This is a genomic window from uncultured Halorubrum sp., from assembly GCF_937146585.1.
Taxonomy (GTDB): Archaea; Halobacteriota; Halobacteria; order Halobacteriales; family Haloferacaceae; genus Halorubrum; species Halorubrum miltondacostae.
The window spans coordinates 13,242-37,396 of record NZ_CAKZRO010000052.1; the positions used below are offsets into that span (position 1 = coordinate 13,242).

Consider the following 24,155-nt stretch of genomic DNA (forward strand, 5'->3'; position numbering starts at 1 on the left):
CTTATAACCCGTGTTATTCAACCGACACCTATGCGCGAGGCGCAGACGCTGGCGGTGATCGCGGGCGGCGTCGGCGGAGCCGTCGGGGCCTTCGTCGGCGTCGCCGTCGGCGACTCCGTCATGTCGGTGACGCTGACGACCCTCGGAGTGGCGACCGTGGTCGGCGTCGGAGTCATCGCGAGCGCGGTCATCGCCGGGGACGTCCAGTTCCTCGCCGACGCCGACGGCGAGTGAGCCGGCGACCGCGCGCTTCAAGGCCCCGCCGCGACGAACGAGTCCCATGAGTCTCATCGCGTTCGACTTCGACGGGACGCTCTCCGACTCCGAGATGACGGTCCTGCTCGCCGAGCGGGCGGGCGTCGCCGACGAGGTGGCCGAGATCACCGAGCGGGCGATGAACGACGAACTCAGCTACGCCGAGAGCCTCTACCGGCGCGCGGCGCTGCTGGAGGGGCTCCCCGCGGCCGACGTCGAGGACGCGTTCGACGCGGTCCGGATCCGCCCCGGGGCCGCGCGCCTCATCGAACGGTTGCGCGACGAGGGACACCACGTCGCCGTGCTCACGGGCGGGTTCGAGCGCGGCGTCGAGGCGGCGCTGGCCCGCGAGGGCGTCTCCGTCGACACGATCGTCGCGAACCGGCTCCCGACCGACGCCGAGGGTGCGCTCGCCGGCGAGGCCGAGGGGCCGCTCATCGAGGGGACGAAGGACGACGCGCTCGCCGACCTCGCGGCGGAGGTCGGGGTCCCGACGGCCGAGACCGTGGCGGTCGGCGACGGCGCGAACGACCTCCCGATGCTGGAGGTCGCGGGGCTCGCCGTTGGCTTCGTCCCCAAGTCCGCGGTGCGACCGGTCTGCGACTCGGTCGTCGCCTCGATGTACCGGCTCGGGAAGGTGTTGGAGTCCCACGGCGTGCTCGCGGACGCGGCGTGAGGACGCGCCGAGACGCCCGACCGCGGCGGCGGGCCGGCCCCGCCCACAGCGTTCGATACCTGACCATGTTTGGCTCAAGGGTTAATGAACGACGCACCGAACGTATTGGCATGAGCGTCCTCGCCGGGGTGATCCGATGCTACCGACGCTGACGTATCTCCAGTTCCACCTCGTCTTCAGTCTCCCCGTGTTGGCCCTGCTGTGGTACCTCGCGCCGCGGTACGACGCCGTCCGGCGGCGACGCGCGACGGTCGGGATCGCGATCCTCGTCGCCATCGCGTACGTCTACACGACGCCGTGGATCAGCTACATGATCCGGCGGGGGGCGTGGTGGTACGCCGACGGCGCGGTGCTCGTCCGCGCGCTGTCGATCCCCCTCGGCGAGTACCTCTTCTTCGCCATCCAGACCGTCGTCACCGCGTTCGCGCTCCACCTGATCGGGTTCGACCCGACGTTCCGCGAGGGAGACTTCGACCGGAGGCCCCGGATCGCCGGGGTCGTCGCGGGGATCGCGATGGTCGTCGTGGGGCTCTGGCTCACGACCGTCGACCCCTCGTACCTCTACCTCGGCGGACTGATCGCGTGGGTCGGCCCCGTGTTCGCGCTCCAGTGGTCCGTCGGCGGCGGGTACCTCGTCCGCACGCCGCGGATGTGGCTCGCGGCGACGCTGATCCCGGCCGCGTACTTCTGGGTCGCGGACCGGATCGCGATCGCGATGGGGACCTGGCAGCTCTCGACCGAGTTCACCACCGGGATCGCGGTCCTCGGGCTGCCGATCGAGGAGATGCTCTTCTTCGCCTCGGCCGGCGTGATGACGGTCAACGGGCTCGTCCTCTTCGAGTGGGTACTCGACTGGAACGACGGCCGGGGCGAGGTCGCGGAGCCCACCCCGTCCGGCGACGCCGAGCGGGACGTGCCCGGCCCGGAGCCGCCGGCCGACCCGGACCCCGACGTGGTCGATGACTGAGACGTCGTCGACGGGCGCGACCGAGTCCCGCCGCGGAGCGGCCCGCGAGCGCGGCGCCGACGAGGAGACGGGCACGCGAGGGGGGCCCGGAACCGCGGAGCCGGGGGTCGGGTCCGCGGCCGCCGCAAAGCGCGTCGACCGTTGGTTCGCGCGCCGCCCGGCGGTGGCGCTGGCCGCGCTGTTGCCGATCGGGGCCGTGACCCCCCTGTTTCCGGTCGAAGTCGGCGTCGCGACGTTCGCGCTCGGCACCCTCGTCGTCGGGATGGCGCACGGCGCGGTCGACCACCTAGTCCCGCTCCGGGGCGCGCCGGACGTGTCGCTCCGGCGGTCGATCGTCGTCGTCTCCCTCGTCTACGCGGTGCTCGGCGGCGCGGTCGTCGCCGCGTTCTTCGCCGCGCCCGTCGCCGCGTTCGTCGGCTTCATCGCGCTCACGTGGCTCCACTGGGGGCAGGGCGACGTGGCGACGCTCGCCATCGCCGGCGTCGACCACCTCCCGTCGTCGGCGGAGCGGTGGCTGGCGCTCGCGGTCCGAGGCGGCCTGCCGATGGGCGTCCCCCTGCTCGCGCACCCGGAGGAGTACCGGCTGGTGGCCGAGTGGATCGTCGGGCTGTTCCTCGTCGACGCGGGCGCGGCCGCGACCGCGGTGGATCCGCTGTTCACGCCCGCGGTGCGGGTCGGCGTCGGCGTCGGGATGGCGGCCGCGACGCTGGCGTCCGTCGCCCTCGGCTACCGCCGGGTCCGAGACGGGCGCGACCCCGGCGGCTGGCACCGCGACGTCGGCGAGCTCGCGGTCCTGTGGGCGTGGTTCCTGCTCGCCGCGCCGGTGTTCGCGATCGGGGTGTACTTCGCGCTGTGGCACGCGCTCCGCCACGTCGGGCGGCTCGTGTTAGTCGACCCCGAGGCCGCGGGCGCGGCGTCGGCCGGCGACGCGGTCGGCGCGCTCGCCCGCTTCGGTCGGGACGCCGCGCCGCTGACGCTCGGCGGGTTCCTCGTGGTCGCCGCGGTCGGGGTCTCGGTGCCCGCCGGCGTGGCGGCGCCCGGCGACCTGCTGGCGGTGTCGCTGGTCGCCATCGCCGCGATGACGCTGCCCCACGTGGTCGTCGTGGCGTGGCTCGACCGGCGGCAGGGCGTCTGGCGGCCGGGCGCCGGCGCGTGAGGCGAGCGGAACGCGCGGTGCCGACACCGCACCGTTCTTTGTCGGCGGCGGCGTCTCTCCGATAGATGGACGATATCGCGATCCGCGACCCCCGGCCGGCGGACGCCGAGCCGCTGGAGGAGCTCATCACCTCGCACTTCAGCGAGGGGAGCTCCTACGGCGTCGACCTCGGGATCGGCGACCCGACGTACCACGTGCTGGTCGCGGTCGAGGCGGACGCGGGCGACGGCGCCGAGGGGGCCGAAGTCGAGAGCGACGGGGACGGCGAAGGCGACGACGCGATCCTCGGCGTCATGGCGCTCCGCGAGTTCGACGACCCGACCGACGTGGCCGAGGAGATGTACTTCTTCGACGACCCCGACCTGCTCCCCGCCGCGGCGCTGTACGGGCACCTGGAGATGGGGTACGTCCGGGACGGCGCGACCGGTCGCGGGCTCGGGAGCCGGCTGCTCGGGCGGCTCCACGAGACCGGCGCGGAACGGGGCGTCGACCTGTTCCTCGCGGACTCGTGGTACCACGGCGGCGACGACTCGCCGGAGCGGCTGTTCGACGCGCACGGCTACGAGACGGTCCACCGCGAGCCGATCGAGCGCCCCGCGGCGGAGTGTCCGAAGTGCGAGGAGACGTGTACCTGCGAGGGCGCGCTCGCCGTGCGGCGCGTCGACGGGGGAGGAAGTGCGGGCGCAGCCGAGGCGGGCAAATGAACCACGACCGCGTCCACGCCCGGGAGCCGTCGCACCACGTCGACCGGTGGACGGTCGGCGTCGTCGAGTCGATGGGCGAGCGCGACGGCCACTGCGTCGTGACGGTCCGACCGGTCGCGCCGGAGGGTGAAGCGGGAGACGAGCCAGCGGAGGACGCGGACCGCGGAGAGCCGGTCGAGCTGACGCTCACGCTCGCCGTGCGGGACCTGTTCGTGAGCCGGCTCCCGATCGACGACGGCGAGTCGCCGGTCGGCGAGCGCGTCTGGTATCGGAAGCGGGGCGGGTGAACGGGCTGGGTAGGTGAGCGGATAGAGCGAGTCCCCGCCGGCGTCGACGCCGCTACTCCAGCTGGTGGTAGTCCAGCTCGTGGCCTTCGTCGAGGGCGGCCTGAACGGCCTCGCTCGGCTCGTCGACCGGTTCGGTGCGGAGCGTCATGCCGCCGACGTCGGCCGCGTCGAAGTAGACGTTGCGCCGCCAGTCGGGGTCGACGTCGGGGAAGTCGGTGCGGTAGTGGGCGCCGCGCGACTCCTCGCGTTCGAGCGCGCCGCGGAGCACCGCCTCGGCGGCGACGAGCATGAAGCCGACGTCGACCGCGAGTTCGAACGACTCGCTGGTGACGGGGCCGACGCGCATGTCCGCCGCGCGGTCGCGCACGTCGGCGAGGCGGTCGAGCCCCTCGCGCAGCGACGCCTCGTCGCGGAGGATGCCCGCGTGCTCCCACATCAGCTCGCGCAGGTCGGCGAGCACCGCGTCCACGTCGTGGGCGCCGTCGTTGTCCGCCATCGCGCGCAGGTCGCGGAGGTGCGGTTCGACGAGCCCCTCGCGGAGGGCGTCGGGCACCGCGCCCGGGCCGTCAGCGCGGTCGGCGATCCGCTCGCCGGCGACGACGCCGTACGCGACGGTCTCGGCCAGCGAGTTGCCGCCGAGGCGGTTCGCGCCGTGGACGCCCGCCATCGTCTCGCCGATGGCGAAGAGGCCGTCCACGTCGGTTTCACCGTGATCGTCGACGGCGACGCCGCCCATCCCGTAGTGGGAGGTCGGCGCGACCTCGACGGGCTCTTCCGCCATGTCCACCCCGAGGTCGTCGAACCGCTCGTACATCCGGGGGAGCCGCTCCTCGATGAACTCGGCGTCGCGGTGGGAGATGTCGAGGTAGACGCCGCCGTTCTCCGTGCCGCGCCCCTCGGCGACCTCCCGCGCGATCGATCGCGCGACCACGTCGCGGGCGTCCAGCTCCATCTGGTCGGGCGAGTAGCGCTCCATGAAACGCTCGCCCTCGGCGTTGAACAGGCGGCCGCCCTCGCCGCGGACCGCCTCGGTCACGAGGCGGCCGCTCCACGGCTCCCACTCGGGGTCGTCCTCGTCGACGGCCATCCCGGTCGGGTGGAACTGCATGAACTCCATGTCCATCAGCGACGCCCCGGCGTCGGACGCCAGCGCCGCGCCGTCGCCGTTGTTCTCGTCGTCGCGGGAGGTGTGGCGGTCGTAGACGGCGGCGTGGCCGCCGGCGGCGAGGACGACCGTCCCCGCGTTGAACAGGACGAACTCGCCGTCGTCCATGTCGAAGCCGACCGCGCCGTGGACCGCCTCGCCGTCGGAGACCAGCTTCGTTATCATCACGTTCTCGCGGTAGGGGACCGACAGCTCCTGTGCGCGGTCGACGAGCGTGTCCAACAGCGACTCGCCGGTGTGGTCGCCCGCGAAGGCGGTCCGGCGGAACGACTGCGCGCCGAAGAAGCGCTGGTCGATCTCGCCGTCGTCGGTCCGGGAGTACTCCATCCCCCAGTCGTCGAGCTCGCGGAGCCGCTCGGGCATCTGTTCGGTCACGGTCTCGACCTTCGCGGGGTCGTTGACCATGTGGCCCTCGTTGAGGGTGTCCGCCGCGTGGATCGCGGGCGAGTCCTCGGGGTCGTGGGTCCCGAGCGCGCCGTTGATCCCGCCGCGGGCCCACGTGGTGTGAGCGTCGCCGTGCCCGCGCTTCCCGAGGACGAGCACGTCGTCGACGCCGCGCTCGGCGAGTTCGATCGCGGTGCGCGCGCCCGCCGCGCCGGCACCGACGACGAGGACGGACACGTCCTCGCGTGCGTACTCGACCGGCTCGTCGTCGACCGGTGTGCGTTCGGCCATGACGATAGATACGATCCACACACGGGTAAGCCTCACGCGTGTGCGCACGCTCGCGCACGCGAGGGCGAAACGCGTCGGTTCGAGCGCCGCTCCGCGGAAGGGGACCGCCGGCGTCTCGCTCCCGTCAGTCCCACCCGGGCGTGCCGGGCGCGCCGGCGTCGTCTTCGACCTCGCGGACGAGTCGGTCGCGCTCGTCGCCGTCGCGGTCGACGCGGTCCCCGTCGTCGCCGGCCCGGTCGGTCCACTCGCGGATCGCCGCCCCGACCCACGAGTCGGCGTCGCGGGCGCGAGCTCGGGCCTCGGCCATCCGGTCGCGGTTCACCGACAGCGATCCCGGACGGGAGCCGACCGCGGCACCGAGGAACCGAGCGCGGTCGTCCGCGTCGGCCGCGTCGTCGCGGAGCCGCGCGACGACGCCGTCGAGGGCCTCGGGGTCGGGGTACGCGAACACGGACGCCCCGAGCGCCTGCGGCCCGAACGCCGGCGCGGGGAGGTCCGCGGGCGGATCGTCGTCGAGCAGCCGGTCGCCGCCGCCGGCGGCCTCGACGCGCTCGCACTCGGTCTCGGCGCCGAGTTCGAGGTTGTGGCCGGGGTACGTCGCGCAGGTCCGGGGATACCGGTCCGAGCCGTGGATCCGGCACTGGAGCGTCGTCGGGTCGAGGAAGGCGCAGGCGTCGAGCCAGCGCGGCTCGTCGGTCCCGATCGGCGCGACGGGCTTCGGCGGCTTCCGGAGGCCGACGACGAAGACGGGGCGACCGTCGGCGGCGGCGAGGTCGACCCCGTCGACCCGGACGCTGTCGTCGCGCTCGGCCGGCTCGAACAGCCGCGGGACGAGGGCGTCGGCCAGCCCGTCGTCGACGAAGCGAGCGACCTCGTCGCGGGTGAGCGGCGCGAGGCCGTACACGTCGTCGAGCGGGGGGCGCGGTCCGGCGCGGTCGCCGTCGGCCGCCGCCGGGTCGAGCGGCCGCCAGTCGACGCAGCAGCCGGCACAGCCCTCACAACGGAGTTCCATACGACCGTGCTAGCGACTTCCACGGTGATAAGTGGTCGGCGGGAGCGCGCGAGCGCGGCCGGCGGCCGAGAGGCGCGACCGACGCGCGCTCAGAGTTCGCCCTTCGTGCTGGGCGTGTCGCTGCGGCGCTCGTCGAGGCGGGTGGCGTCGTCGAGCGCGCGCGCCAGCGCCTTGAACAGCGCCTCGACCTCGTGGTGGGCGTTGTCGCCGCGTTCGACCGCCGCGTGGAGCGTGAGGCCGGCGTTGTGGGCCAGCGACAGGGCGAAGTGGTCGGCCATGACGCTCGTGAACTCCCCGACCGACTCCTGGGAGAACGCGCCGTCGAACTCGTAGTAGGGCCGCCCGGCCACGTCGACGACGACGCTCGCGACCGCCTCGTCGAGGGGAACTCGGCGGTCGGCGTAGCGCCGGATGCCGCGCTTGTCGCCGAGCGCCTCGTCGAACGCCTCGCCGAGGCAGATCGCCACGTCCTCGACCGTGTGGTGGTCGTCGATGTCCAAGTCGCCGTCACAGCGCACGGTCAGGTCGAAGAGGCCGTGCTTCGCGAACGATTCGAGCATGTGGTCGTAGAAGCCGATCCCCGTCGAGACCTCGCTGTCGCCGTCGCCGTCGACCGCGAGCGTGAGTTCGATGGTCGTCTCGCTCGTCTCGCGGGTGACGGCCGCGGTCCGGTCGTGGTCGCTCATACCGGCCCGTCGCGGGGGATTCGTAAGTCGGTTGCGGGTGGTCGACCGCCGAGGTCGTCCGAGCCGACAGCCGACGACGAATATTTGTCGCTACTCTGTGACGTGTTAGCACGAGATGGACGACTCCGAACCACCCGACGCCGATCCGTCGCTCCCTCCGGCGGCCGACGACGGCCCGTCACCGGCCGGTACCGGTCCGTCGCCGGCCGGCGTCGGAGAGCCGGAGGCCGTCAACGCGGCCGTCGACGCCGACACCGGGGAGGGAGAGCTCGAACGCACGATTGGTCTCGTGGGCGGCCTCGCCATCGGCGTCGGAACGATGATCGGCGCTGGGATCTTCGTCTTCCCGGGGTTGGCGGCCGAAAACGCCGGCCCGGCGGCGTCGCTCTCGTTCGCGATCGGGGCGGTCGTCGCACTCCTCGTCGCGCTGCCGGCGTCGGAGCTCGCCACCGCGATGCCGCGCAGCGGTGGCGGCTACTTTTTCATCTCTCGGGGGCTCGGAACCGGCCCGGGCGCGATCGTCGGGATCGGGCTCTGGCTCGGCCTCGTGTTCGCCGCCGCGTTCTACCTGGTCGGCCTCGGCAGCTACGCCGGACAGGTGTTCCTCGAAGCGGGGATCACGCCTCCAGTCGACCCCGCGGTCCCCCTCGGGGTCGCCTTCGGTATCGGGCTGACCGTCCTCAGCCTCTTCGGGACGGAGAACACGGCGTCGCTACAAAACGGGATCGTCATCACGCTCCTCGTCATCCTCACCCTCTTTTTGAGCTACGGGACCCTCGACGCGCTCGGCGTGTTCGGCGTCGAGAGCGCGCCGGAGCGCTTCTTCCCGCCCGGCGGGGCCCTCCCGGTGCTCCAGACCGCCGCGCTCGTGTTCACCTCCTACCTCGGCTTCGCGCAGGTCGCGACCGTCGCCGGCGACATCAGGGAGCCGTCTCGGAACCTGCCGCTGGCGATGGTGGGCTCCGTGCTCCTCGTCGGCGTCTTCTACGTCGTCACGATCTTCGTCGCGACGAGCGCGTTCGGCAGCGCCCGCCTCGGCGAGTTCGGGGAGACCGCGATGGTCGAGGTCGCGCGGTCGTTCGTCGGACTCCCGGGAGCGCTCGCCATCGTCGTCGCCGGGCTGCTGGCGACGTTCTCCAGCGCGAACGCCTCCATCCTCAGCGCCTCCCGCGCGGTGTACGCCGTGAGCCGGGACGAACTCATCCCCGAGCGCGCGAGCCGGCTCAACCTCGCGTACGGGACTCCCCACGTCGCCCTCGGACTGGCCGGGGGCCCGATCGTCGTCCTGACCGCGACGGGGCAGGTCGCGCTGCTCGCGGAGGTCGCCTCCTTCCTCCACCTCGTGATGTACGGGCTGATCTGCGTCGCGTTGATCCGGCTCCGGCGGGAGCGCCCCGACTGGTACGCGCCCGCCTTCCGCTGTCCGGCCGGCTTCGCGGTCGCCGGCGTCGGCGGGCTCGCGAGCTTCGCGCTCATCGCGTTCATGCGGCCGGCGTCGATCGGCGTCGGCGCCGCGGTCATGGCCGCCGCGTACGGCTGGTATCGCTACTACGCGACCGACGTCGAACTCAGAGGTGACTTCTGAGATGACCGACACACCGACCGAAGACGACGGAGCATCGACCGACTCTGACCCCTCGACCGACTCCGATCCCCCGATTGACTCCGACCCCTCGGCCGGACCCCGAGACTCGGCGGCGGCCGCGGACCCACCGGAACCCGACGCGTCTCTCGGGCCCGGTCGCCCCACGGTGCTGGTTCCGCTGGCGGTGCTGGAGGGTGAATCGCTGCCCAACGGCACGGCGGAGCTACTCGCGAACGCCCGCGTCGTGCTGCTCGGCTATCACGTCATCCCCGAGCAGACGGCGACCGAGCAGGCGCGCGAGCAGTTCGGCGAGACGGCGATGTCGAAGCTCGAGGAGTTCGCGGCCGCGCTCGCCGCGGCGGGGGCCGACGTGGAGACGCGGCTCGTGTTCACCCACGACGAGGCGACCACGATCGACCGGCTCATCTACGAGCACGACTGCCTCGCGGTGTTGGTTCCGAACAGCGCGCCGCAGGTGGACTCGGTGCTCGTCGCGCTCCGCGGCACGGTCGGGATCGGGCGGAACACCCGTCTCGTCGCCGGGCTGTTCGCCGACGCGGGCGTCGCGGTGACGCTGTACCACGTGTCCGGCGAGGGCGAGTCCCCCGAGGACGGGGAGTCGTTCCTAGGCGGAGTGCGGTCCGACCTCGTCGAGCGGGGGATCGCGTCCGACCGGATCGAGACGCTCGTCGAGGACTCGGACGCCCCGCTCGACGCCATCGCTGACCGGGCCGAGTCACACGACGCGGTCGTGATGGGCGAGACGGACCCGTCGGTCACGACGTTCGTCTTCGGGATGCCGTCGGAGCAGATCGCCGAGCGCTTCCTCGGCCCGGTGTTGGTCGTCCAGCGGGCTCGCCCCGAGGAGTAGTCGGAGCCGGAGTCGACGGCGACTCGCGGAGACCTCGATTAAACGTCGTCAGCGGCCGCCTGCGCCTCCCGCAGCGTGAACTCGCCCTCGTACAGCGCCGTGCCGACCACGACCGCTGCCGCGCCCGCCGCCTTCAGCGCGACCACGTCGTCGACGCTCGCGACGCCCCCGGAGGCGATCACCGGGACCTCGACCGCGTCGACCACGCTCGCGACCGCCTCGCGGTCGATCCCCTCCAGCTGCCCCTCCACGTCGACGTTCGTGAAGAGGATCGCGCCGGCCCCCAGTTCCTCGTAGCGCGCCGCGGCCTCGGCGGGGTCCAGTCCGGTCCCCTCGGTCCAGCCCGAGACGACGACCTCGCCGTCCTTCGCGTCGAGGCTGACGACGACGCTCCCCGGGTGCGTCTCGTCGATCTCGGCGACGATTTCCGGCGTCTCGACCGCCGCGGTCCCGAGGATGACGCGGTCGAGTCCCAGGTCGAGGAGCTCGCGCGCGCCCTCGGCGGCCCGGATGCCGCCGCCCAGTTGGAGGCCCACACCGTCCTCGTCGTCGCCGCCGACCGCCTCGACGACCGCCTCGATCGCGGCGGCGTTGACGCGCTCGCCCTCGAACGCGCCGTCGAGGTCGACGAGGTGGAGCGTCTCGGCACCCGCGTCGACCCACCGCTCGGCGGCCGCGACGGGGTCGCCGTAGCGTTTGCCCGTCCCGCGCTCGCCGCCGACCAGCTGGACGACCTCGCCGTCCTGGACGTCGACGGCGGGGATCACTTCGAACTCCGAAAAGTGGCTCATACGCCACGAGAGCCGGCGGCGGCGATTAAACCGGTCGGTTCGAGACGGAACGCGCGGAATCGACTCCGGCTACGTCAATGCGATCCCCGCGCCGACGGCGACGCACGTCAGCGCGAGCCCGGCGAGCGCGACGGTCGTCCGGCCGCGACGCCCGGCGTCGCCGTCGGAATCGAACCCGCGGAAGCCGGTCAGCACGCCGAGGCCGACCGCGACCGCGGAGAGGCCGCCGGCGAGCGCCAGCGTCGTCCAGGGTTCGAGTCCGTGCTGTACCGCGTCTCGCGCGGCCGTTCCGGCGAGCAGTACGCCGGTCGCTATCGGGGCCGCGGCCGTCGACGTGTCGGAGGGCACGGTTCGCGGTTGTAGTGTGAACGGCAAAAGCGGTGGGGTCTTCCGAACTCACGCGCTCACACCACCGAGATGAGCAGCTGCGAGACGTCCTCGTCGTAGGCCGCGGGGTCGGCGGCGAGCGTCTCGGCGGTCTCCGCGTCCGCGAGCTCCGTCACCGCGCGCTCGGCGTCGACCGAGTCGGGCAGCGACTCCTCGAAGACCGCGAGGAGCGGTTCGGTCGGGTACGCGCCGCCGGCGACGATCACGTCGGTCCCGTCGTGCCACACGCCGAGCCGGGCCCCGACCTGGAGGGGGCCCCCCACGTCGGCGGTGGAGCCGGTCGGGAGCGAGACCGCGCCGTCGACCGCGTACTCCGCGGTCAACCGCCACACGGTCGCCGTGTGGCCGGAGCGGACGGTGGAGATCCCCTCGTCGGCGATCTCGACGTCCTCGATCCCGGCGCTCCGGAGCTGCCCGTGGAAGGCGTCGGTCGCCGCCGTCTCCACCCGGCTCAGTATCCTGTCCCGGCCGATCTCGGCCGGGAGTTGGTCGACGGCGGGGCGGAGGTCGATCCGCGTCGCGAAGAAGACGACGGGCGACCCGTCGGCGTCGACCGTGGCGGCGAGCGCGTCCGCGACGGGCGCGTACTCGAAGACACGCGTGTGTTCGAGCGCCTGGACGGTGACGGGCCCGTACGACTCCGCGAACACGGCGCGTTCGGACTCGTCGGTCCGCCGCCACTCCTCGATCCGGTCGCTCGTCACCTCGGGGGCCGGCACGGGGCCGTCGCGGCCGCCGAGACAGCCGGCGAGCCCGGCGACGCCGACCGCCGCGCCGCCGGCGAGCAGGCGGCGTCGGGTGGTCCGCGTCGGCCGGGACCCGGTGTTCTCGTCCATGGACCGGGGTGGTCCGCGCGGAGTAAATGGATGTCGGCGGGCGAGCCGGGCGAGGCGGTCGACGCGCCCGCTGGGAGACGGCGCGGCGGACGAGGACGGATCCCTTATGTAACCACCGAGTACAACAACCGAGTGATGACCACCGACGAGAGCGAGACGCGGCGGCGACGCGCCCGACCACACACCCGACGGCGGTTCCTGACGGCGGCCGGGGCGGCGGGGGCCGTCGCGCTCGCCGGCTGTAGCGCGGAGCAGGTCGACGACGGGGGCGACGGCGGCGGCGGATCCGGAGACGGCGGAGACGGGTCCGGCGGCGGCGGAAACGAGACGGACGACGGCGACGACGGCACCGACGAGACCCCGACGCTGACCGTGGCGACGTACTCGAGCTTCATCGACGCGCCCTCCGTGAGCCCCGGCGAGTGGCTCAAAGAGGAGTTCGAGAGCCGGTACGACGCCACGCTGGAGTGGGCGACGCCCGACAACGAGGTGAACTACTACGTCGAGCGCGCGGCCTCCGGGGCCGGCATCGACGCCGACGTCTACGTCGGGCTCACCACCGAGGACCTCGTGCGCGTCGACGAACAGCTCGACGACGACCTCTTCGCCGAGGCGGGCGACGTCGACGGCCGCGACGCCGTCAAGGGGGGACTCCGGTTCGACCCGTTCGACCGGGCGGTCCCGTTCGACACCGGGTACGTGAGCCTCGTGTACGACAGCACGACCGCGGAGGCGCCCGAGACGTTCGACGGGCTCCTCGACGACGAACACGCGGGCGCGCTCATCGCGCAGAATCCCGGCGCCTCCTCCACCGGGCGCGCGTTCCTCCTCCACACGATCAACCGCTTCGGCGACGGCGGCGTCGCGAGCGACGGCGACGGGGAGGCGGTCGCGGGCGAGGACGGCGACCCCGACTACGACTACCTCGACTACTGGGCGGACCTCCAGGAGAACGAGGTGCGCGTGCTGGGGTCGTGGGACGACGCGTACGCGGCCTGGAGCGAGGGCGAGGCCCCGATGGTCGTCTCCTACTCCACCGACCAGGTGTTCGCGAACATGGAGGGCGCGGACCTCGACGAACACCAGATCCGCTTCCTGAACGACCAGGCGTACGCGAACCCCGAGGGGATGGCCGCGTTCGCCGACGCCGACGAGCCGGAGCTCGCCCGGCAGTTCATGTCGTTCATGCTGGAGCCGGACGTCCAGGGCGAGATCGCCCAGCGCAACGTGGCGTTCCCCGCGGTCGACGGCGCGGACCTGCCGAGCGACTACGCCGAGCTGGCCCAGGAGCCGGCCGACCCGGTGACGTTCACCTACGACGAGCTCCAGGGCTCGGTCGACGCGTGGGTCGAGGCCTGGGAGCGGCAGTTCGCCGGGAACTAAGCGCGTGGCAGACGAGGCGTCGAGCGCGTGACGGGAGCCGACGGCGAGCGGGCGACGGACGGTGACCGCGGGAGCCGCGCGGCCCGCCTGCGGGAGCGCGTCGAGTCGAACGCGCTGACCGCGCTCGCGGTCCTCACCAGCGCCGCGCTCGTCGTCGCCTTCTACTACCCGACCGCGACGGTCCTGGTCGAGGCGGTCGTCGTCGACGGCGTCGTCACCCTCGCCGTCTTCGCCGAGGTGCTCACCGACCCGTTCTACTTCGGCGAGCTGGCGCGGCTGCTCTCCGGCGAGTCGCCGGTCGCGGTCGCGCGCGCGCTGCTCTCGCCGGACCGCCGGCTGGGGATCGTCGGCTTCACCGCGTACCAGGCGGTCCTCTCGACGATCGCGAGCGTCGCCCTGGGGCTCCCGGCCGCCTACCTCCTCGCGCGGTTCGAGTTCCCCGGGCGGCGGACGCTGCGCTCGCTCACCATCGTCCCGTTCGTCCTGCCGTCGATCATGGTCGCGGTCGGGTTCGTCGCCACGTTCGGCGACAACGGCACGCTGAACGCCGCGCTGACGGCGCTCGGACTCCCGCCGGTCGACCTGCTGTTCACGCTCGAAGCGGTCGTGATCGCCCACGCGTTCTACAACGCGCCGCTCGTGGCGCGCGTGACGACCGCGGCGTGGGAGTCGGTGGACGCGAGCGCGGTCGAAACGGCTCGGAGCCTCGGGGCGGGCCCGGTCCGCGCGTTCGTCGACGTGGTCGCGCCGCAGGTGTACCCGGCCGTACTGACGGGCGCGGCGCTCACCTTCGTGTTCACCTTCGGCACCTTCCCCATCGTCCTCGCGCTCGGCGGGTTCCAGCTGGCGACCGTCGAGGTGTTCGTCTACCGGCTCGTGCGGGACCTGAGCTACGCCGAGGCGGCCGCGCTGGCGATCGTCGAGCTCGTCGTCTCGCTCGGCGTCCTCCTCGCGTACCTCCGGTACGAGGCCCGGAACAGGACGAGAACCCGCGGCGCGCGACCCCTGCCGCGGCGCTCGCTGGTCCCGCCCGCGCCGACGCTCCGGGAGCTGCTGCCGCGGGCGGGACTGGCGGCCTACGTCCTCGTCGCCGGCGTGATCTTCCTCGCGCCGATCGCGTCGATGATCCTCGCGTCGGCGACCGGCGGCGACGGGGCGCTCACGCTCGAGCACTACCGGTTCCTGATCGAGCGCCAGCAGACGGGGGCGGCGTTCCAGGTGCGGCCGTGGCCCGCGATCCGGAACTCGCTGGCGTTCGCGGCGGCCGCGACGCTGCTCGCGCTCCCGATGGGCGTCGTGGTCGCGGTGCTGACGACGCGACGCTACCGCGGGCGGACGCTGGTCGACGCGGCCGCGATGGCGCCGCTCGCGGTGTCGGGGATCATCGTCGGCCTCGGGCTCCTGCGGGGGCTCGTCTTCGGCGTCGAGGTCGCCGGGTGGCGGATCGCCGCGAGCGGTGCGGTCGCCATCGTGGTCGCGCACGCGGTCTCCGGGTACCCGTTCGTCGTGCGCACCGTCTCGCCCGGGCTCTCCGGGCTGGACCGCTCGCTCGTCGAGTCCGCGCGGGCGCTCGGGGCCTCGCGGGCGCGGGTGATCCGGGACGTGGAGCTCCCCTTGGTCTGGCCCGCGGTCGTCGCGGGCGCAGCGTTCGCGTTCGCCATCTCGATCGGCGAGTTCACCTCGACGGTGGTGCTGGCGACGGGCGCGGACGCGTACACGATGCCCGTCGCGATCGAACGGTTCATCGGCCGGCGGCTCGGACCGGCGACCGCCATGGGCGTCGTCCTGCTGGTCGTCACCGGGCTGAGCTTCGTCGTCATCGAGCGGCTCGGAGGTGAGACGCGTGGGCTCTGAGCGCGGAGCGGAGGTCGCGAGCGACGGCCCGGTCGCGGTCGAACTCGACGGCGTGAGCAAGCGCTACGGCGAGACGACCGCCGTCGACGACGTGAGCCTCCGGGTGCGCGAGGGGGAGTTCTTCACGCTCGTCGGGCCGTCGGGCTGCGGGAAGACGACCACACTCCGGCTGATCGCCGGGTTCGAGGAGCCGACGAGCGGGACCGTCCGGTTCGCCGGCGAGTCGGTCGCGGGCGTGCCCCCGGAGGACCGCGACGTGGGCGTCGTCTTCCAGAGCTACGCGCTGTTCCCGCACATGACCGTCGGCGAGAACGTCGCCTACGGGCTCAACTTCGCCGACCCGCCCGACGGCGTCACGCGCGACGAGCGCGTCGCCGAGCTGCTCGAGTTAGTCGACCTCCCCGACGCCGCCGACCGCGACCCGGAGAGCCTCTCGGGCGGGCAACAGCAGCGGATCGCGATGGCGCGGGCGCTCGCGCCCGGCCCCGACGTGCTCCTCTTGGACGAGCCGATGAGCGCGCTCGACGCGCGGCTCCGCGAGCGGCTCCGCGCGCAGGTGAAGCGGATCCAGTCCGAGCTGGGGATCACCACGATATACGTCACCCACGACCAGGAGGAGGCGCTGGCCGTCTCCGACCGCGTGGCGGTGATGAACGGCGGGACGCCCGAGCAGGTGGCGCCGCCGCGGACGGTGTACCGCGAGCCCGCGACGCGGTTCGTCGCGGAGTTCGTCGGCGACAACAACGTGTTCGCGGGCCGCGTCGCGGAGTCGCTCGGCGGAGGCGAACTCGCGGTCGACGTCGACGGCGGCGACGAGACCCTCCGCGTCGCCACGGACGGCGAGCAGGAAGCCGGCGAGCGGATCGCGTTCTGCGTCCGCCCGGAACACCTGCGCGTCGCGAGCGCCGCGGACGGCACGAGCGCCGGAGACGCTCCGGTCGGCGAGAACGCGCTGCGCGCGACGGTCGCCAGCGCGGAGTTCCTCGGCGAGACGACGCGCGTCACGCTCGACTGGGGCGACCGCGAGCTGCTCGTCCGGACCGTGGACCCCCTCGACGGCGCGGTCGCGGTCGGGTTCGACCCGAGCGACGCGCACGTGATCGAGGTCGAATCGCGGTGAACAGCGACGTTTATTTATAAATAGATGCGGTGGCGCGTGCCTCCGAGTGGCCGCCGAAGGCGGCCGCGAGGAGCACGCGCGAGGGAGTCGCTGGCTCCCGGAGCGAAGCGGAGGGTGCCAGCGACGAGGCTGGGGAGGCGTGAGGCGCCGTGCGGTCGCGGTCGGGCGGGACTCAAAGGGGCAGCCGGCGAGGCGGGCGCAGGCGACATAAGCACCGAACGAGGGAGCAACAGCGACAGAGTGAGGCGCGCAGCGAGCGTGCGCCCGCCTCGCCGGCTGGGGCTTTGGGAGTGTACGCCATCGATCTGCTGACAGCCGTTTATAACCGAGCGGCTGGTGATTGAGCGGCGTTCACCGCAGAGCAGTCAATCGCGGTTCTCCAAGCAACGACGATACATAATTATCGAGGCGACACGCCTTACCCCGCGGGCCCAGTAAGGCATGTATATGGCCTCCGAGGCGTGCGACGTCTGCGAGCGGTCCGTGCGGATCGCCGGCGGGATCGGCGACCTGTGGAACTTCGCGTTCGAGTCGACGCAGGGGCTGACGCTCGAACTCACCGACGGCTCGGAGTTCTTCCTCTGTTTCGACTGCATGGAGAAACTGCCCGACGACCACGAGCCGACCGCCGAGGACGTCGCCGCCCTCCGGGAGCGCACCGACCCGGTCGAGGACGACGGCAACCACTTCTGGCACTGGGGCTGACGGGGATCGTTCGGACGCCACCCGCTATGTAACAGAAATTCGCCGCGTCAGTCCGCCTTCGACTCGTCGCCCGCGCTCGACCCCTGGTCCGCGCCCTCGTCGATCTCGGGCGTCGACGGCTCCGGTCCGACGCCAACCTCCGCTGGCGTCTCCGTCGCGTCCGTCACGTCGTTCGACCGCGCGCCGCTCCCGAACAGCCGGCCGAGGATGCCGCGCTCGCTGCGGTTCTCCGCGAGCAGCACGGAGCACTCCACCTCGTTGAGCACGTCCAGGACGAGCGAGCCGCTGACCAGCCGCGAGAGTAGCCCCTTCTGGGTCGCGCCGATGATGAGCATCGTCGCGTCGCGGGCGGCGCGCTCGATGCTCGTCTCGACGTCGCCCGTCTCGATCCGTAGCGTCGCGTCGGCGAGGTCGTGGGCGTCGGCCCACTCGGAGAGGAACGCCCGGCCCTCCGCCTCCTCGCCCCGCTCCGCGACGTGGAGCAGCGTGACCTCGCCGTCGAACTCCGTCTGGAGCATCTTCGCGACGGCGCCGGAGAGGTCGGATGCCGGACCGCCGGCGGTCGGGACGAGGATCCGCGAGGCGTCGAAGCCGCGGTCGCGGAACACGAGGAAGTCCGAGGGGAGCGAGTACGCCAGCTCGTCGACGGCGGACTCGGCGCGTCCCGGCGCGCCGTGGGAGTCCTTCCCCCAGCCCATTACGGTCATGTCCGCGCCGTAGGTGCGCGCGGCGTCGAACACCTCCTCGAACACGCGGTGAGACAAGACGACGTGGGTCTCCACGTCGACGCCGAACGTCTCGGCGTCCTCGCGGGCCTGATCGAGGAGCCCGTGCGCCGCCTCGTGCGCGCCGCGGTCGCGCGCCGCCTCCAAGGAGGTCTGGTCGGGGACGTTCGCGATGTTGACCGCGACGACCGTCCCGTCGCGCTGTTTGGCGATGGCGGACGCGAGCGTGATCAGGTGCTCCTCGGTCGCGGGGTTCGCGAGCGGCACCATCACGCGGTAGTCGTCGCCGCTCGGCTGGACCGAGGTCGCCGCCGAGACGGCCTGCTCGGGCAGGTCCTCGGAGCGGTCGAGGATCCACGAACCGAGCACGCCACGCGCCTCCACCTTCCCGCGGGCGTACAGCAGGTACCAGAGCAGCGCGAAGACGACGAGCCCGGCGGACAACAGAATGATCGTCGGGTCGATGTAGATTATCAGCGCGAACGACGATATCGTACCGATGATCGGAACGATCGGGTAGAACGGGACCTCGAAGTCGGGATCGTACCCCTCGACCTCCGACTCGCGCATTACGATGAGCGCGAGATTGAGCAGCCCGTAGACGACGAGGTGGAGGACGGAGCCCATTGTCGACAGCGACTCGACGCTCCCGGCGACGAGGAAGACGAGGATGAGCGCGCCGGTGAGCGCGATCGACTTGTAGGGCGTTCCGAACCGCTCGTGGATCTCGTTGAGCGACGGCGTGACGATCTTCTCGCGGCCCATCGCGAAGTTGATCCGCGACGAGGAGAGGATCGACGCGTTCGCGGACGAGGCGGTCGCGAGGAGCCCGCCGATCAGGAGCATGCTGGCACCGAGCGCGCCCAGCGAGAAGCCGAACACCTCGTACTGCCCGAAGAGGAGTCTAGCGGCGTCGACGACCGCGGTCTCGTTGTCCGCGACGAGGTCGGTCGGCACCGCCGCGAGCAGCACGACGAGGAACAGCGCGTACACGACCGTGACGATGACGACCGAGCCGAGGACGGCGAGCGGGAGGTTCCGCCCGGGATCTTTGATCTCCTCTGCGACCGAGGTGATCTGGACGAAGCCGAGGTACGAGACGAAGATGATCCCCGTCACCGGCAGCACCTGACTCGTCGTTCCCGGCGGGGCGAGCGGCCGGAGCGATTCCATGTCGGCGTTCAGGATGCCGACGACGGTGAAGACGGCGAGGATCCCGAGGAGCGAGAGGACGATGACGATCTGGAGTCCGCCGGTCTCCTTCGCGCCGAAGTAGTTGACCGCGATGAAGAGGAGCGCGCCCGCGAGCCCGATCACCTGCGCCGCCTCCAGCGTCACGAAGCCGATCCCGACCGGACCGAGGCCGATGAGGGCGTTGACGTACTCGCCGAAGCCGTACATGTAGAAGGCGGACGCGAACGCGAGCCCGAGCCAGTTCGCCCACCCCGCGACGGAGCCGAACATCGGCCCGAGCGCGCGGTTAACGTAAAAGTACGCCCCACCGGACTTCGGCATCGCGGTGCCCAGTTCGGAGGCCGAAAGCGCCGTGAACAGGGCGATCACGCCGCCGAGGACGAAGGTGAACGCCGCGAGCGGCCCGGCGCGGGCGACCGCAGTGCCGGGCAGGACGAAGATCCCGGCGCCGATCATCGTCCCGATCCCGATGGTGAGCGCCGCGAGCGGGCCGAGGTCCTTCGCGAGCTCCTCGTCGCCGCTCACGGCGGGCCACCCCGGGCGGTTGCGACTCTCGGTGTGTATATCATACCAAGATTCTCTGCTCTGTGCCTATAAAGACGGTTGATCCGCACAACACCACCGTGGTGCCGCCTCGGCCCGCCGCCGGTCGCGCCCGGCGCCGGCGTTCCCGGTTTTTGAACGGAACACAAGGACCATACCCGCACGCGTCCCGGTACGAACTAACAGGTGGATCCCGTGACGAAGAAACGCGAATACCGCGACGACTACGACGAGAAGACGCTGTACATCCCGGGCCCGACGGAGGTCCGCGACGACGTCATCGAGGCGATGGCCGAGCCGATGTTCGGCCACCGGATGGACCGGATGACCGACCTCTACACCACCATCGTCGAGGACACGAAGGAGTTCCTCGGCACCGACCACGAGGTCGTGATCCTCACCGGGTCCGGCACGGAGTTCTGGGAGGCGACGACCCTCAACCTCGTCGACGAGCACGTCCTCGTGCCGACCTGCGGCGCGTTCAGCGAGCGCTACGCCAACGTCGCCGAGCGGCTCGGCAAGGACGTCGACCGGCTGGAGTACGAGTGGGGCGAGGCGGTCAAACCCGAGGACGTCCGCGAGGCGATCGAGTCCGCCGACGCGAAGTACGACATGGTGGCGGGCGTGCTGAACGAGTCGTCGACCGGCGTGCGGAACCCGGTCGAGGAGATCGGCGACGTGATCGCGGAGTACCCGGACACGTACTTCGCGGTCGACGCCGTCTCGTCGCTCGGCGGCGACTACGTCGACATCGACGGGCACGGCATCGACGTCATCTTCGCGTCCAGCCAGAAGGCGTTCGCGATGCCGCCCGGGCTGGCGATCTGCGTCGTGAGCGACGACGCCTACGACCGCGAGGTCGAGAAGGGCGACTCATCGTGGTACGGCGGCTTCCGCCGCACGATCGACTACTACGACCGGAAGGGCCAGACCCACTCGACGCCCGCCATTCCGATCATGCTGGCGTACCGGAAGCAAATGAAACGCATGCTGGCGGAGGGCCACCGCGCCCGCGACGAGCGCCACCGCGAGATGATGGAGTACGTCCACGACTGGGCGGGCGAGCACTTCGCGATGTTCCCCGAAGAGGGGTACGAGTCGCAGACGGTCGCCTGTATCGAGAACACGCGAGGGATCGACGTGGCTGCGACCATCGAAGAAGTGAGCGAGGAGTACGACATGGCCTTCTCGAACGGCTACGGCGACATCGGCGAGGAGACGTTCCGGATCGGTCACATGGGCGAGCACACCGTCGAGAGCGTGACGGAGCTCACCGACGCCATCGAGGACGTCGCCGGCCTCTGACCGGGGGCGCGCCGCTCCGAGTCCGCCTTTCGAGACGTCTCAGTCCCCGTCGCGGTCGGCGACGAGTTCGATCCGGTAGACTCGGCCGCCGCCGTCGGTGCGCTCGGCGTCGACGACCACGAAGGCGCGGTCGTCCACGTCGACGATGTCGCCGGTGTCGAGCGGCTCCGTCGGTCCGTCGTCCCCGTCGCGTTCGCCGTCGCCGATGGCCGCCGCGCCGACCCCGAGCGCGGCCTCTCCCCGGTCGATCGCGCGCCGCCAGAAGGCGTCGGACGGCGGTCGCGGCCCCACCCGCGACGCCAGTTCGCTCCGCGTGAGTCGTCTCATCGGATTCGCCTCGTCGCCCGCGCCCTTAGCCGGTTCGGATCCCGGCGAGACGCGGGGGCGTCGAACCGCTACAGCCAGAGGAGCTGCGCGTGGCGCGTCTCGTCGAACTCTAAGACCGCCTCCTCGTCGACGAGCCCCGCCTCGACCGCGACGCCGACCGCCTCGGTGCCGACGATGTTCGCGACCTGCGCGCGCTGGAGCCCCGCGACCACCTCGTCGGCGGTCGCCTCGACGGCGTCGTCGCCGCCGTAGAACTCCTCGCTCACCGTGATCGTCGCGCGGCCGTTGTCGTACGTCTCGCCGAGGCAGTCCGCGTCGCAGACGGAGACGAGCCGTCCCTCGGCGGTCTCGCGCTCGCGGAGGAGCATTCAGAAGCCCTCGGGCCCCTCGCCCTGAAGCTCGCGCTCCGGACCGTCCGCCTCGCCGCCCCGCCCGCCGCGACCGCCCGCACCGGGGTCGCCCTGGCGGCGCTGGCCGCCGGGCCCGGGCGCCTGCCCCGTCTGCTCTTCGACCATCTGCTCTTCGGCCTCGCGCCGGAGCTCCTCGGCGCGGTCGGCGACCTCCTCGGCCTGCTCGTGGTCGCCGGCCTCTTCGAGGGCCCGCGCCTTCTCCTCTAAGACGCCCGCGTCGCGGTAGCCGAGGCGGATCGCGTTGTCGAAGCACTTGACCGCGTCCTCGGCGAGCCCGCGCTCGACCAGCAGGAACCCGCGGTTGTACCACGCCTCGGCGAAGCGCGGGTCGGTCTCGACGGCGCGCTCGGCGTGTTCGAGCGCCTGTTCGCCCCGCCCGGACTCCCAGAGGGAGTACGCGAGGTTCGTCTCGGCGGTCGCGGCGTGTTCGGACTCCTCGTCGATCCGGAGCGCCTCCTGGTACGCGCCGATCGCCTGGTCGAACTCCTCCAGCTGGGCGTGGGCCGCCCCCTTGTTCACCCACGCCTCCTGGGCCTCGAGCGAGTCCTCCTCGGCGAAGTTGGCGGCGCGCTCGAACGTCTCCGTCGCCTCCTCGAAGCGGTTGATCCCCATGTACGAGAGGCCGACGTCGATCAGCTGCTCGACGTCGACGTCCTCGCTGCCGATGTTCCGGCGGTCCAGCTCGTCGGTCAGCACGCGGGAGTCGACGGGGTCGACGCGGCTCGGGTCCTCGCCCAGCTCGGGCGGGTCGAGCGTGAACGCGTCGTAGTCGGCGTCGACGCCCTGCCCCGAGGAGAACTCGTGGCCGTCGTCGTCGCGTTCGTCGGTCATATGGCCCGAGTTGGCGGTCACGACCGGTAAGGGTTGCGTCGCGCCGGGCGCATCGGGGACGGTTCGCACGGACGCGTTCGGCGGCGACCGGCGTCTCAGCCGCCGAGCGCAGGGATCGCGGACGTAATTTTATTGCGTCGACCCGCGAACGTCGACCCGATGACTGGTCCCCGACTCTCCACGCGGCTCCGGTTCGGCGTCGCGACCCTCCTCGTCGCCGCCGCCGGGGCCGCCAGCCTCGCGGTCGCACCGGACCTCCCCGAACAGATGGTGACGCGGTGGAACGCCGCCGGCGAGCCGACCGGGACGCTCTCCCGCACGGCCGGGATGTGGCTCGTGCCGGGGATCGCGGCCGGCCTCGTCGGCCTGTTCGCGCTGCTCCCGCGGATCGACCCCCTCGGCGAGAACGTCGCCGGGTTCCGGGTCCACTACGACCGGTTCGTCGTCGTGGTCACCGCGTTCCTCGCCGCGCTCCACCTCGCCGTCCTCGCCGTCAACCTCGGCTACGCGGTCGACGTGACGACGATCGCGGTGGCCGGCGCGGCCGCGCTGTTCTACTACCTCGGAACGCTGCTGCCGCACGTCGAGCCCAACTGGTTCCTCGGGATCCGGACGCCGTGGACGCTCAGCGACGAGACCGTCTGGGACCGCACCCACGCGCTCGGCGGCCGGCTGTTCAAGCTCTCCGCGCTGCTCGCGGTCGCCGGCCTCTTCGCCGGCGAGTACGCGGTCTACTTCCTCGTCGGCCCGGCGGTCGCGACCGCCGCGATCACCGCGGCGTACTCGTACGTCCTGTACGCGAGGCGGCCGGCCGAGGGGGACGACGGTGACGGGGCGGCCCCGACCGCGAAGTGAGGGGGCGACCACGAAGTGGGGACTGGCCGCGAGGCGAGGCCCCGACCGCGAAGTGGGGCCCCGAGCGTCCGAGTCGCCCGTCAGTCGCTCGGGCGAATTCCGCCCCGGTGCCCGGCGTTTATATCCGCGGCCCCGAAGGTGTGTGTATGACCGAGGAGTCACGCGCGGACCGGCAGTCGCCCGTCGGCGAGCCGGTGGTGCGGTCGGACCCGGCGGTGACGGGCGACCGGGCCGCGGACGCGGTGGGGTTCGACCCGACCGACCCCGACAGCGTCGCCGAGGCCGCGGAGACGGTGGGCCGCTTCGCCGGCGGCGGCGTCGGAGACGACGACAACGTCCTGATGCTGCGCGGGGCGGCCGCCTGCGCGGCGCTCGTCCGCGGCGTCGGCTCGTACAAGGAGGCGGCCGAGCGGGCCGGCGATCGCGTCTCCGTCGCGTTCATCCGCAAGTGGGCGCGGGTCCACGACCTCCCGCAGGCGATCCGCCGCCAGGTCGCGAACGGCCGGATCGCGCCGAGCGCCGCGAAGCACGTCGCGCGGCTGGGCGGGCGGGACCGCTACCTGCTCGCGTGGGCGACGATAGACGGCGGACTCACGGTCCGCGAGGTGCGCGCGATCGCGTCCGCGGTCAACGACGGGGCCGACATCGGGGCCGCCGTCCGCGACGCGGGCGTCGAACTCGGCCGCCTCCAGGTGAGCCTCCCGCCGGAGACGTACGTCGAACTGCGTCGCCGCGCCTCGATGGAGACCGTCGAGCCGAGCGCCATCGTCGCCGACGCGGTCGACGAGTACCTCGCGGACGACCGGTGACCGCGTCCGAAGCCGGACCCGCGGTCGCCGCGGTGCGGGAC

Annotated in this window: 25 protein-coding genes; 15 read left to right on the plus strand and 10 right to left on the minus strand. The window is 72.3% G+C overall.

Annotated features, from left to right (window positions below; genetic code table 11):
• Nucleotides 1-30 precede the first annotated feature (30 nt).
• The 6 genes from Q0116_RS04660 to Q0116_RS04685 all read left to right on the plus strand — a co-directional run bounded on the left by Q0116_RS04660 (nt 31) and on the right by Q0116_RS04685 (nt 4,045).
• Nucleotides 31-234, plus strand: coding sequence for a hypothetical protein (locus Q0116_RS04660; protein ID WP_297885974.1), 204 nt, complete (start codon nt 31-33; stop codon nt 232-234).
• Between the two features lie 46 nt (nt 235-280).
• Nucleotides 281-931 (plus strand): phosphoserine phosphatase SerB, encoded by a 651-nt coding sequence (gene serB, locus Q0116_RS04665; protein ID WP_297885975.1) that lies wholly within the window; start codon nt 281-283, stop codon nt 929-931.
• Between the two features lie 136 nt (nt 932-1,067).
• Nucleotides 1,068-1,898 (plus strand): lycopene cyclase domain-containing protein, encoded by an 831-nt coding sequence (locus tag Q0116_RS04670; protein WP_297885976.1) that lies wholly within the window; start codon nt 1,068-1,070, stop codon nt 1,896-1,898.
• Complete coding sequence (locus tag Q0116_RS04675; RefSeq protein ID WP_297885978.1) at nt 1,891-3,054, plus strand: Brp/Blh family beta-carotene 15,15'-dioxygenase; 1,164 nt, start codon at nt 1,891-1,893, stop codon at nt 3,052-3,054. The genes Q0116_RS04670 and Q0116_RS04675 overlap by 8 nt, the downstream gene beginning before the upstream one ends.
• 65 nt (nt 3,055-3,119) lie before the next feature.
• Nucleotides 3,120-3,758 carry a GNAT family N-acetyltransferase gene (locus tag Q0116_RS04680; RefSeq protein WP_297885980.1) on the plus strand — a complete coding sequence of 213 codons (639 nt, stop codon included), beginning with the start codon at nt 3,120-3,122 and terminating at the stop codon, nt 3,756-3,758.
• Nucleotides 3,755-4,045 carry a hypothetical protein gene (locus Q0116_RS04685; protein WP_297885982.1) on the plus strand — a complete coding sequence of 97 codons (291 nt, stop codon included), beginning with the start codon at nt 3,755-3,757 and terminating at the stop codon, nt 4,043-4,045. The genes Q0116_RS04680 and Q0116_RS04685 overlap by 4 nt, the downstream gene beginning before the upstream one ends.
• A gap of 52 nt (nt 4,046-4,097) precedes the next feature.
• Here the strand turns inward: Q0116_RS04685 and Q0116_RS04690 are convergent, their stop codons facing one another.
• From Q0116_RS04690 to hisB, 3 genes are all read right to left on the minus strand, one after another.
• Nucleotides 4,098-5,885: an L-aspartate oxidase gene (locus Q0116_RS04690; RefSeq protein WP_297885983.1), complete on the minus strand. Its 1,788-nt coding sequence runs from the start codon at nt 5,883-5,885 to the stop codon at nt 4,098-4,100.
• Nucleotides 5,886-6,009: 124 nt separating this feature from the next.
• Nucleotides 6,010-6,897 (minus strand): YkgJ family cysteine cluster protein, encoded by an 888-nt coding sequence (locus Q0116_RS04695; protein WP_297885985.1) that lies wholly within the window; start codon nt 6,895-6,897, stop codon nt 6,010-6,012.
• Nucleotides 6,898-6,986: 89 nt separating this feature from the next.
• Nucleotides 6,987-7,583 carry an imidazoleglycerol-phosphate dehydratase HisB gene (hisB, locus tag Q0116_RS04700; protein WP_297885986.1) on the minus strand — a complete coding sequence of 199 codons (597 nt, stop codon included), beginning with the start codon at nt 7,581-7,583 and terminating at the stop codon, nt 6,987-6,989.
• A 115-nt stretch (nt 7,584-7,698) separates the two neighbouring features.
• Between hisB and Q0116_RS04705 the strand changes: the two genes are divergently transcribed.
• Together Q0116_RS04705 and Q0116_RS04710 are read left to right on the plus strand one after the other, a co-directional pair.
• A complete protein-coding gene (locus Q0116_RS04705; protein ID WP_297885987.1) occupies nt 7,699-9,168 on the plus strand; it encodes an amino acid permease in 1,470 nt (489 codons plus the stop codon).
• Nucleotides 9,169-9,334: 166 nt separating this feature from the next.
• Nucleotides 9,335-10,039, plus strand: coding sequence for a universal stress protein (locus tag Q0116_RS04710; RefSeq protein ID WP_297885988.1), 705 nt, complete (start codon nt 9,335-9,337; stop codon nt 10,037-10,039).
• A 38-nt stretch (nt 10,040-10,077) separates the two neighbouring features.
• Here the strand turns inward: Q0116_RS04710 and hisA are convergent, their stop codons facing one another.
• The 3 genes from hisA to Q0116_RS04725 form a co-directional block, all read right to left on the minus strand.
• A complete protein-coding gene (gene hisA, locus Q0116_RS04715; protein WP_297885989.1) occupies nt 10,078-10,830 on the minus strand; it encodes a 1-(5-phosphoribosyl)-5-[(5-phosphoribosylamino)methylideneamino]imidazole-4-carboxamide isomerase in 753 nt (250 codons plus the stop codon).
• A 69-nt stretch (nt 10,831-10,899) separates the two neighbouring features.
• Nucleotides 10,900-11,178, minus strand: coding sequence for a hypothetical protein (locus Q0116_RS04720; protein WP_297885991.1), 279 nt, complete (start codon nt 11,176-11,178; stop codon nt 10,900-10,902).
• Between the two features lie 56 nt (nt 11,179-11,234).
• The gene (locus Q0116_RS04725) at nt 11,235-12,053 is read right to left on the minus strand and encodes a hypothetical protein (RefSeq protein ID WP_297885993.1); all 819 of its coding nucleotides are present in this window, start codon (nt 12,051-12,053) and stop codon (nt 11,235-11,237) included.
• Between the two features lie 135 nt (nt 12,054-12,188).
• Between Q0116_RS04725 and Q0116_RS04730 the strand changes: the two genes are divergently transcribed.
• The 4 genes from Q0116_RS04730 (at nt 12,189) to Q0116_RS04745 (ending at nt 17,115) form a co-directional block, all read left to right on the plus strand.
• Nucleotides 12,189-13,436, plus strand: coding sequence for a thiamine ABC transporter substrate binding subunit (locus Q0116_RS04730; protein ID WP_297885994.1), 1,248 nt, complete (start codon nt 12,189-12,191; stop codon nt 13,434-13,436).
• A gap of 27 nt (nt 13,437-13,463) precedes the next feature.
• Nucleotides 13,464-15,290, plus strand: a complete 1,827-nt coding sequence (locus Q0116_RS04735; RefSeq protein WP_297885996.1) for an iron ABC transporter permease — start codon at nt 13,464-13,466, stop codon at nt 15,288-15,290.
• Nucleotides 15,280-16,410, plus strand: a complete 1,131-nt coding sequence (locus Q0116_RS04740) for an ABC transporter ATP-binding protein (RefSeq protein ID WP_297885998.1) — start codon at nt 15,280-15,282, stop codon at nt 16,408-16,410. The genes Q0116_RS04735 and Q0116_RS04740 overlap by 11 nt, the downstream gene beginning before the upstream one ends.
• A 447-nt stretch (nt 16,411-16,857) precedes the next feature.
• Nucleotides 16,858-17,115, plus strand: coding sequence for a hypothetical protein (locus tag Q0116_RS04745; protein ID WP_121597133.1), 258 nt, complete (start codon nt 16,858-16,860; stop codon nt 17,113-17,115).
• A gap of 47 nt (nt 17,116-17,162) precedes the next feature.
• On the opposite strand, the gene Q0116_RS04750 is transcribed toward Q0116_RS04745, so the two are convergent.
• Entirely contained in the window at nt 17,163-19,559 is a 2,397-nt protein-coding gene (locus tag Q0116_RS04750) for an amino acid permease (RefSeq protein ID WP_297886002.1), read from the minus strand.
• Nucleotides 19,560-19,772: 213 nt separating this feature from the next.
• Here Q0116_RS04750 and Q0116_RS04755 point away from each other — a divergent pair, with 213 nt between their 5' ends.
• Complete coding sequence (locus Q0116_RS04755) at nt 19,773-20,882, plus strand: alanine--glyoxylate aminotransferase family protein (protein ID WP_297886004.1); 1,110 nt, start codon at nt 19,773-19,775, stop codon at nt 20,880-20,882.
• A 39-nt stretch (nt 20,883-20,921) separates the two neighbouring features.
• Here Q0116_RS04755 and Q0116_RS04760 read toward each other — a convergent pair whose 3' ends face one another.
• The 3 genes from Q0116_RS04760 to Q0116_RS04770 form a co-directional block, all read right to left on the minus strand.
• Entirely contained in the window at nt 20,922-21,209 is a 288-nt protein-coding gene (locus Q0116_RS04760) for a hypothetical protein (protein WP_297886005.1), read from the minus strand.
• A gap of 68 nt (nt 21,210-21,277) precedes the next feature.
• On the minus strand, nt 21,278-21,577 hold the full coding sequence (locus tag Q0116_RS04765; protein ID WP_006114638.1) for a DUF424 domain-containing protein: 300 nt from the start codon (nt 21,575-21,577) through the stop codon (nt 21,278-21,280).
• Nucleotides 21,578-22,450 carry a tetratricopeptide repeat protein gene (locus Q0116_RS04770; RefSeq protein WP_297886008.1) on the minus strand — a complete coding sequence of 291 codons (873 nt, stop codon included), beginning with the start codon at nt 22,448-22,450 and terminating at the stop codon, nt 21,578-21,580.
• 159 nt (nt 22,451-22,609) lie between these two features.
• Here Q0116_RS04770 and Q0116_RS04775 point away from each other — a divergent pair, with 159 nt between their 5' ends.
• On the plus strand, nt 22,610-23,305 hold the full coding sequence (locus Q0116_RS04775; protein WP_297886010.1) for an SdpI family protein: 696 nt from the start codon (nt 22,610-22,612) through the stop codon (nt 23,303-23,305).
• Between the two features lie 146 nt (nt 23,306-23,451).
• The gene (locus tag Q0116_RS04780; RefSeq protein WP_297886012.1) at nt 23,452-24,114 is read left to right on the plus strand and encodes a hypothetical protein; all 663 of its coding nucleotides are present in this window, start codon (nt 23,452-23,454) and stop codon (nt 24,112-24,114) included.
• The last annotated feature ends 41 nt before the right edge of the window (nt 24,115-24,155 follow it).

What these genes read in the sequence shown, in the direction of transcription:
- Q0116_RS04660 (WP_297885974.1), top strand. Translation starts at nt 31, where the DNA reads ATGCGCGAGGCGCAGACGCTGGCGGTGATCGCGGGCGGCGTCGGCGGA.
- serB (WP_297885975.1), top strand. Translation starts at nt 281, where the DNA reads ATGAGTCTCATCGCGTTCGACTTCGACGGGACGCTCTCCGACTCCGAG.
- Q0116_RS04670 (WP_297885976.1), top strand. Translation starts at nt 1,068, where the DNA reads ATGCTACCGACGCTGACGTATCTCCAGTTCCACCTCGTCTTCAGTCTC.
- Q0116_RS04675 (WP_297885978.1), top strand. Translation starts at nt 1,891, where the DNA reads ATGACTGAGACGTCGTCGACGGGCGCGACCGAGTCCCGCCGCGGAGCG.
- Q0116_RS04680 (WP_297885980.1), top strand. Translation starts at nt 3,120, where the DNA reads ATGGACGATATCGCGATCCGCGACCCCCGGCCGGCGGACGCCGAGCCG.
- Q0116_RS04685 (WP_297885982.1), top strand. Translation starts at nt 3,755, where the DNA reads ATGAACCACGACCGCGTCCACGCCCGGGAGCCGTCGCACCACGTCGAC.
- Q0116_RS04690 (WP_297885983.1), bottom strand. Translation starts at nt 5,885, where the DNA reads ATGGCCGAACGCACACCGGTCGACGACGAGCCGGTCGAGTACGCACGC.
- Q0116_RS04695 (WP_297885985.1), bottom strand. Translation starts at nt 6,897, where the DNA reads ATGGAACTCCGTTGTGAGGGCTGTGCCGGCTGCTGCGTCGACTGGCGG.
- hisB (WP_297885986.1), bottom strand. Translation starts at nt 7,583, where the DNA reads ATGAGCGACCACGACCGGACCGCGGCCGTCACCCGCGAGACGAGCGAG.
- Q0116_RS04705 (WP_297885987.1), top strand. Translation starts at nt 7,699, where the DNA reads ATGGACGACTCCGAACCACCCGACGCCGATCCGTCGCTCCCTCCGGCG.
- hisA (WP_297885989.1), bottom strand. Translation starts at nt 10,830, where the DNA reads ATGAGCCACTTTTCGGAGTTCGAAGTGATCCCCGCCGTCGACGTCCAG.
- Q0116_RS04725 (WP_297885993.1), bottom strand. Translation starts at nt 12,053, where the DNA reads ATGGACGAGAACACCGGGTCCCGGCCGACGCGGACCACCCGACGCCGC.
- Q0116_RS04730 (WP_297885994.1), top strand. Translation starts at nt 12,189, where the DNA reads ATGACCACCGACGAGAGCGAGACGCGGCGGCGACGCGCCCGACCACAC.
- Q0116_RS04745 (WP_121597133.1), top strand. Translation starts at nt 16,858, where the DNA reads ATGGCCTCCGAGGCGTGCGACGTCTGCGAGCGGTCCGTGCGGATCGCC.
- Q0116_RS04760 (WP_297886005.1), bottom strand. Translation starts at nt 21,209, where the DNA reads ATGAGACGACTCACGCGGAGCGAACTGGCGTCGCGGGTGGGGCCGCGA.
- Q0116_RS04765 (WP_006114638.1), bottom strand. Translation starts at nt 21,577, where the DNA reads ATGCTCCTCCGCGAGCGCGAGACCGCCGAGGGACGGCTCGTCTCCGTC.
- Q0116_RS04770 (WP_297886008.1), bottom strand. Translation starts at nt 22,450, where the DNA reads ATGACCGACGAACGCGACGACGACGGCCACGAGTTCTCCTCGGGGCAG.
- Q0116_RS04775 (WP_297886010.1), top strand. Translation starts at nt 22,610, where the DNA reads ATGACTGGTCCCCGACTCTCCACGCGGCTCCGGTTCGGCGTCGCGACC.
- Q0116_RS04780 (WP_297886012.1), top strand. Translation starts at nt 23,452, where the DNA reads ATGACCGAGGAGTCACGCGCGGACCGGCAGTCGCCCGTCGGCGAGCCG.